The sequence below is a fragment of the Pseudomonas sp. HMWF006 genome (assembly GCF_003061205.1).
GTDB lineage: Bacteria > Pseudomonadota > Gammaproteobacteria > Pseudomonadales > Pseudomonadaceae > Aquipseudomonas > Aquipseudomonas monsensis.
On sequence record NZ_QAIU01000142.1, the window covers coordinates 1 to 7,065 of the forward strand.

4 protein-coding genes are annotated in these 7,065 nt (G+C 57.5%); 1 reads left to right on the top strand and 3 read right to left on the bottom strand.

Going from position 1 to position 7,065, the window contains the following annotated elements; translation table 11 throughout:
- Positions 1-165: 165 nt before the first annotated feature.
- The 3 genes from DBR24_RS05680 to DBR24_RS05690 all read right to left on the bottom strand — a co-directional run bounded on the left by DBR24_RS05680 (position 166) and on the right by DBR24_RS05690 (position 5,249).
- Positions 166-4,116, bottom strand: coding sequence for an Ig-like domain repeat protein (locus DBR24_RS05680; protein WP_128614158.1), 3,951 nt, complete (start codon positions 4,114-4,116; stop codon positions 166-168).
- Between the two features lie 148 nt (positions 4,117-4,264).
- Positions 4,265-4,651, bottom strand: coding sequence for a YbaN family protein (locus DBR24_RS05685; protein WP_128614159.1), 387 nt, complete (start codon positions 4,649-4,651; stop codon positions 4,265-4,267).
- 10 nt (positions 4,652-4,661) lie between these two features.
- The gene (locus DBR24_RS05690; protein ID WP_123465629.1) at positions 4,662-5,249 is read right to left on the bottom strand and encodes a YecA family protein; all 588 of its coding nucleotides are present in this window, start codon (positions 5,247-5,249) and stop codon (positions 4,662-4,664) included.
- 309 nt (positions 5,250-5,558) lie between these two features.
- Here DBR24_RS05690 and recQ point away from each other — a divergent pair.
- Positions 5,559-7,065 (top strand): DNA helicase RecQ (gene recQ / locus DBR24_RS05695; protein ID WP_128614160.1); only part of this gene is annotated, 1,507 nt, incomplete at its 3' end.

Genomic DNA, 7,065 nt, shown 5'->3' on the forward strand with positions numbered 1-7,065 from the left:
GGCGAAGTTGGCACCTGTCAGATCTGACAGGTGCGTTGGGGTTTGCGACGGACGGAGACCTCCGCGAAATAACTCAAGAATTGTCGTGGTGCGGGGCTAGCAAAAAGCCGGAGCGGACAAATGAGTCCTCATTTGTCCGCTCTCCTTTGCACAAGGCAGTCTGAGTCAGGTGCGCAATAGAACACCTATGCAACCCACTCCGCGGTTGTCATTTGATCCAAACGTCACTCCATCTGTTGGGCGACACAACCAGTGTGATCCCCACGCATGGGTATCTTCTACCCAGTAGTAGTCGTTGGCATACCCGCCGGGATCGCCAGCGTAGGCCGTGCGCATATTGCCATAGTCACTGATGCGCGGCATTTTGCCGCCTGCATTGTTGGCTGTCGCGTTCATGGTTGCCAGATTATGGCGACCGCCTCCGTAATTGGCGATGTACCAGACGTTCTGGATAGTGACCGGATACGAAGCCGTACTGCCCCTGCTATCGGTCACAATCACCCGACCGCTACCGTTTCGAATGCCGATCACTCTCCCTGATGAAGCATCGACCTGAAGTCTCTGAGGCGTATCAGTGCTGTAACGATAGGGCGGTACGCCGCCCGTGGCTACACGAGTGGCATGAGTGCCCGCGTGCGGGTGAGTCACCGCTCTGTCTGTGCGTCTGACCAGATAACCGCTGATGGTAACCTCGGTCGGCGCGATGGTCAGAGGCGGCAGGAGAACTCTGGTGAAGTTTCGGCTAGTGGATTGCAGGTCCGTTGCTACCGCTTTGACGTATACCGCGTGATTACCCAGATCCACCGCCAGACTGGTTGTCCAGGTTCCATTTTGTAGGGTGCTCACGATCTGTCGGGGAACATCATTGTCATAAACTTGCACCTCATACAGCGGTGTGAATGCACCTGTCAGCGTGACTGTGTTGTCATAGGTGTTTCCTCCTTGTACCAGTTCACCATTTGAATGCTTGACCGAGGTCAGCGTTATAGCGGCGTGTGGTTTGATCGTAAACCTGTGCACAGGCGATTCCAGCCGATCACCATAGAGTGCCCGGGCTTTGATCGCGTAGGTTTTACGCGTCAGATTGGTCAGCGTCGTCGATCCCTCTCCTTTGCCATCAAGGGGAATGAGCGAGCCAATCGCCGTATCGCCGTCGTATAACTGAACCCCTTGATTCGGATCGGCTATAACCGACACGTCGATGTCAGTGTCGTAGCTGCTTCCGTTATCGGCAACAGGCCCCAGAGAGTCGGTGACGGCGGTGATGCTCGGTCGGGTGGCGATACCAATGGTGAACGTTCGTGGCTTGCTGATCGCCGGATCTGCGTCATACAAAGCCTCGACCGTTATGCTCTGCAAACCTTCAGTCAGATTGCCTGCAGTAACACCCCAAGTGCCGGGGGCAATGACATCGACAGTCCGTGGCGCATCATTGTTGATCCTGATATTGACCTTTTCGCCCCGTGTGGCCGTGCCCTGAATGGCCACGCGCTTATCGTAGGTCAGGCCCGCCTCGGGAATTTCCTTGTCTTGCTGGTCTTTCACACTGGTAATGATCGGTGTCACGTAGTCGTAGCGGGTCCGTATGGTCAGTGGCAATTGTGGAAACAGGATCGCTGCGGATTGATCTTTGCTGCCATCGAAAATCACTTTGCACGTCACCGTGGCCGGAGAACTGTGTAGCAGTTTCAGTAACTCGGATCTCATCAGTGCTTCATTCAGACCCGTAACGGCTTGCTGCTCGTTGATTTCATGACCCTTGAGCACGTCAATGACGTAGGTGCCGGAGCTGGTTCTGCCTTCGAGATAAACATCGACGGTTTGCCCCTTGGCGATGAAAGGCCAAGGGCTGACCAGAACCCGGGCGTCGCCGCTGAACTCCATCAGATCCAGAACGGCCTTGACTGCCTGCGGAACCTCAGGCCTTGGCAGTTCGGTTTCCGGGTTCTGGAAGCCCAGTACGTTTAGCGCAAGCTCTTCCGATTGCGTCCAGAGCTTATGGCGCTGCACGGCGTATTTGAGCGAAACGGTGTTGAGGATGTTGGCCCCCACCACCGAGGAGGGAAGGTGGAAGGTGACCGTGCCCGCAGTTTCGCCCGGTTTCTCAAGGTCATCTGAGGTACCTGCCCCCGGGGTGCCGATCCATAGCAGTTTCAACACATCGAGTTTTTCGTCCATCGTGTCATAGCGGCATTCAATATCGACACCGTTGAGTGCCTTCATGGGATCGAGTGCGCTGTCAGTCGCCTGGAGAACTGTGGGGGGCAGCAAACGACCGAGTGGGACGCCGACGATGACGGTCAGAGGCGCCGAATAGCTGTATTGGCCAGTCGCGGCATGCAGGAGGGTGTAGCGCACCGTCACCGTAAAGCCGATGTTGGTCGTGACGTAGTACTCATCCACCCGGAAACGGATGGTCTCGCCGATCGACAGTTGGGTAATCGGTACACTGCCCTTGGTCGTGCCAAAGGCGTTATAACCCGTCCAGTGATAGGTCAGGATATCGCCCTTGACCCAATTGACCGGTTTCACCAGTACGTGGGCCTGTGTGTAAACCTGTGTTGGATCGATCACCCCGTCCTTGGCTTCTTCCACTTCAGGGGCAGGTAGCGTTGCACGCACATCACGCACCTCTACCCTGAGAAAGTCCGACTCGCTGATGCCGTATTGTTTGGTCTTTTCGTTGTACACCCGGTAAAAAAGCTTGAGGATGCCGTTGGCCAATGCCTCGATATGTTCACGGTCGACGGTAATCCGGGTGAAACCGGCCTCCTGATCGTCGCTGCTGACGTCATATTGTTGTTCATGTAAATAGGGCGCGCCGCCGGACCGGGTACCTTCCCAGATCAGATTTATGGTGTCTCCTAAGTCAATCGCTGGGTAATCAACCGTCACGGTCGCGAGCAGACTATCGGCCGGCAGAATGGCGCCGATCACTTCACTGATTGTCGGTGCCGGTAATTGTGACGGGTTACCGATCACGTCGACAAACGTACGTTTTGAGGAAAGCGGATCGCTGCCATCCTGTTTGTGCAGCACGTAAGCACCATCGAGGGTGCCGGTGGCGAACAGGCTGACGAATTCATAAGGGATAGGTTGTTGCAGAATGTAAGGCGGGTTGCCGACGATGACTTCTTTGGTGAATGTCCTTGGCGCAACTCCCGGGCCGGCGATCCCGATAACCCTGATGGTGATCGTGTCGCCCGCTGTGAATTCGTCATTACTCTCGATGAGGATCAGCAGGTTGGTGGCCTGATGGTCGAGCCTGTCAAGATGGAGTTTGCCGTCTTCGGCGTCTTTGAAAATGGCTGCGCCCAGGCGAGCAGCACCAGCCTCTACGGATACTGTGGTTTCCTTTGACCAGTCTTCGGCGTAATTCCAAAGCTCATCATGCACTTCATAGCGGATCGGCAACTTTGCACTGTCACCGGCGGTGAGGATGTCACCCGGCAGGGCGGTGATGACAATCGCGACGGTGCCGTCGGCTTCGGCGGGCGTCACCTCGTGCGGTGCGAGCAAGATGCTGCCCCATTTGATCCAGATAACGTCCCGTTCGCGGATGTCGGGATAGCGCTTGATGGTCATTGGTACACCTTTGGCTGACCATTCTTTGGTGACGCCATTGTTGATGACATCCTCCGGCAGGCCAACGATGTCCAGTTCCGAGTGCCAGGGTAGATGCTGCTGTCTGTCATCGCCGGCGGGGCGATTGAGCTTGACCAGCAGTTTCAGAATGGCGGAGGGCTCGTCGGGAGCAGGCTGACCAGCGCGAGTAACCTGGTAATAGCTTTCGGCCCAGCCGGGGACAATCCTGTCTTTTGGCAGAAAGAAGAACAGGCGTTGATTGACCTCCGTGTCTTTGACCTTCAGTTCGATAATCTGTGTCGAATTCCAGAACACCGGTATCAAATCATCCTCGCCCATCCCGGGGTAAGGATCGATAAGGCAAAAAACTCCGTTCTCATTTTCTTCAAACACCTCGATACCGATACCGCCATCACCGTCCACAATCGGACGAATCATACCGGGGATGTACAACGGAAAATTTTGCAGCGGTGCTACGCGGGACGACAAATCCTTGCGCGCAGGAAACAGGAAAAATCTGAAAGAAGTCATGGGGGCAACTCCGCCTGCAAACATTGAGGGTGAGAAACAGTTGCCCTGTTGTAGGCTGAATCAAAGCGTGTCGGCTACTGTCAGATCTGACAGGTTGGTGCGCTTTTCGGACGAATGGTCTGAATGCGGCAGAGGGAAATCAGGGTTTTTACAGCGTCTTTTGCCGAAGAATATAAACCGTCACCAACACCGCACTGGTCAGCATGAACCCCCGTGCCCACGGCATCGGTACCAGGTAGCACGAGAACAGAATGCTCGCCCACATCAGCCCGATCGCGTAGACCTTGCCCTTGAGCGGAATGCCGTTGCCGTCGAGGTAGTCACGAATCCACGGACCCAGTTTCGGGTGTTCGACCAGCCAGCGATAGAAACGCGGAGAGCTGCGGGCGAAACAGGCGGCCGCCAGCAGGAGGAAAGGAGTGGTAGGCAGTACGGGCAGGAAGATCCCGATCACCCCCAATGCCACGCTGAGCCAGCCGATGGCTAGCAGGATGTAGCGCAACATCAGGGGGCGGTTGCCTATGGGGTTGTCCATAGGCCGGAGCTTAGTGGTGACGTGGCTTGAGGATCGCCGGTTTTTCGTCAGGCGCCTGGCACAGCAGGTACAGCGCAGTCAGGGCTTCCGGAATTTGCACGATCATGTCGTCCATCAGGTTGGCGTCCTTGGCGATGTCTTCGAACTCTGGCTGTTCGTCGAACAGACCCGAGCCGACCATGATCGGCAGGAGCATTTCGCTGACCTCTTCTTCGGCGGTTTCGAACCAGGCCGCTTCACGCAGGAACACGCCTTCCATGAAACCGATGCACCAGCCGCGCAGTTCGGAGTCGTCCGGCTCGTCGCCCAGATCCAGTTCGCATGGCAGCTCGAATTCTTCGTCGGACGCCAGTTGACGGGCGATGTGTGCCTTGAGGCCGATCAGGGTGGCTTCGATCTCTTCGCGCTGGGCGTCGCTGCTGTAATGCGGCTCTTCAGCGAACAGGGCGTCGATCCACTCACGCTCCGGTACCTCTTCTGCGCAGATCGACAGCGCGGTCAGGTACCCGTGGGCGGCCACGTAATCCAGCGCCTCGTCATGCAGCTCGTCGGCATCGAGGAAAACTTGCAGGCGGGTCAGTTGCTCAGCGAAGGACATTACGGGGCTACCTTGGGGGAATAAACAATGCGGGAATTCTAGGCCTTCTTGCGCGCTCAAGCCAGCCGCACGGCAGATTTGCCGTAATTACAGACAACACCAATAACCCTGTGGGATTTATGTGGCAGGTTTGAGAGTGTCTTCTAAGCGGCACCCCCTGCCGGGGAGGGCTCGGGTATACTGCCGCGTTTTGCGCTCCCTGCTCGTATTGCGATTGTCTGGCAATGCGCTCTTACGTTTTGTTTAAGCAGCCTTGGCTGTCCTGAACCAGCCTGTGCAGGGATGTTTCGGTAGATTTTTGGAGTTTTTATGCTCGAACAGGCTCAACGCGTCCTCAAGGACATCTTCGGCTACGACAGTTTCCGTGGCCGTCAGGGTGCAATCATTGAGCGCGTGGCCAGCGGCGGTGATGCGCTGGTGCTGATGCCTACCGGTGGCGGCAAGTCCCTGTGCTTCCAGGTGCCGGCGCTGCTGCGCGAAGGCCTGGCAGTGGTGGTGTCGCCGTTGATCGCCTTGATGGACGATCAGGTCGCCACCCTCGAAGAACTGGGCGTAGCGGCCGCCGCATTGAACTCCACGCTCAGCGCCGAGCAACAGCGCGACCTCGCAGCCCGTATCAAGCGTGGCGAAGTGAAGATGCTCTATCTGGCGCCCGAGCGTCTGGTGCAGCCGCGCATGTTGTCGTTCCTGCAAGGGCTCAACATTGCGTTGTTCGCCATCGACGAAGCGCACTGCGTGTCGCAATGGGGCCACGATTTCCGTCCGGAATACCTGCAACTGGGCCAGTTGGCGGAAATGTTTCCCGACGTGCCGCGCATTGCCCTGACCGCCACCGCCGACAAGCGTACCCGCGAAGAAATCGTTACCCGCCTGCATCTGCAGAACGCCGAGCGTTTCCTGTCGAGCTTCGACCGGCCGAACATCTTCTATCGGATCGTGCCCAAGGAGCAGCCGCGCAAGCAGTTGCTGGCGTTCCTCGCCGAGCGGCGCAGCGATGCCGGCATTGTCTATTGCCTGTCGCGCAAGAAGGTCGAGGAAGTGGCGACGTTCCTCAGCGAACAAGGCTTCCCGGCGCTGCCGTATCACGCCGGCCTGCCCAACGATCTGCGTGCCTATCACCAGAAGCGTTTCCTCAATGAGGAAGGCTTGATCATGGTCGCCACCGTCGCGTTCGGCATGGGTATCGACAAGCCCAACGTGCGCTTTGTCGCACACCTCGATCTGCCGAAATCCCTTGAGGCGTATTACCAGGAAACCGGGCGTGGTGGCCGTGACGGTCTGCCGGCGGATGCGTGGATGGCCTACGGTCTGCAAGACGTGGTGATGCTCAAGCAGATGCTGCAGAACTCCGAAGGCGATGAGCGGCACAAGCGTCTGGAGCAGCACAAGCTCGACGCCATGCTTTCGCTGTGTGAAGAAACCCGCTGCCGTCGCCAGACGCTGCTGGCCTACTTCGATGAAGACATGCCCGAGCCGTGCGGCCATTGCGACAACTGCGTCGATGGCGTGCAGACCTGGGACGCCACCGAGCCGGCACGTCAGGCGTTGTCGGCGATTTTCCGCACCGGCCAGCGTTATGGCGTAGGTCATCTGGTGGATGTTTTGCTGGGCAAGGACAACGAAAAGGTCCGCAGCTTCGGCCATCAGCATCTGTCGGTGTACGGCGTCGGCAAGGCGCTCAGCGAAAGCGAATGGCGTTCGCTGTTTCGCCAGTTGGTTGCGCGCGGGCTGGCCGATGTCGATCACGAAGGGTATGGCGGGCTGCGTCTGAACGACAGCTGCCGACCACTGCTCAAGGGTGAAGTGACCCTGGAGT

Coding starts and splice junctions, on each gene's coding strand:
- DBR24_RS05680 (WP_128614158.1), bottom strand. CDS start 4,116: ATGACTTCTTTCAGATTTTTCCTGTTTCCTGCGCGCAAGGATTTGTCG.
- DBR24_RS05685 (WP_128614159.1), bottom strand. CDS start 4,651: ATGGACAACCCCATAGGCAACCGCCCCCTGATGTTGCGCTACATCCTG.
- DBR24_RS05690 (WP_123465629.1), bottom strand. CDS start 5,249: ATGTCCTTCGCTGAGCAACTGACCCGCCTGCAAGTTTTCCTCGATGCC.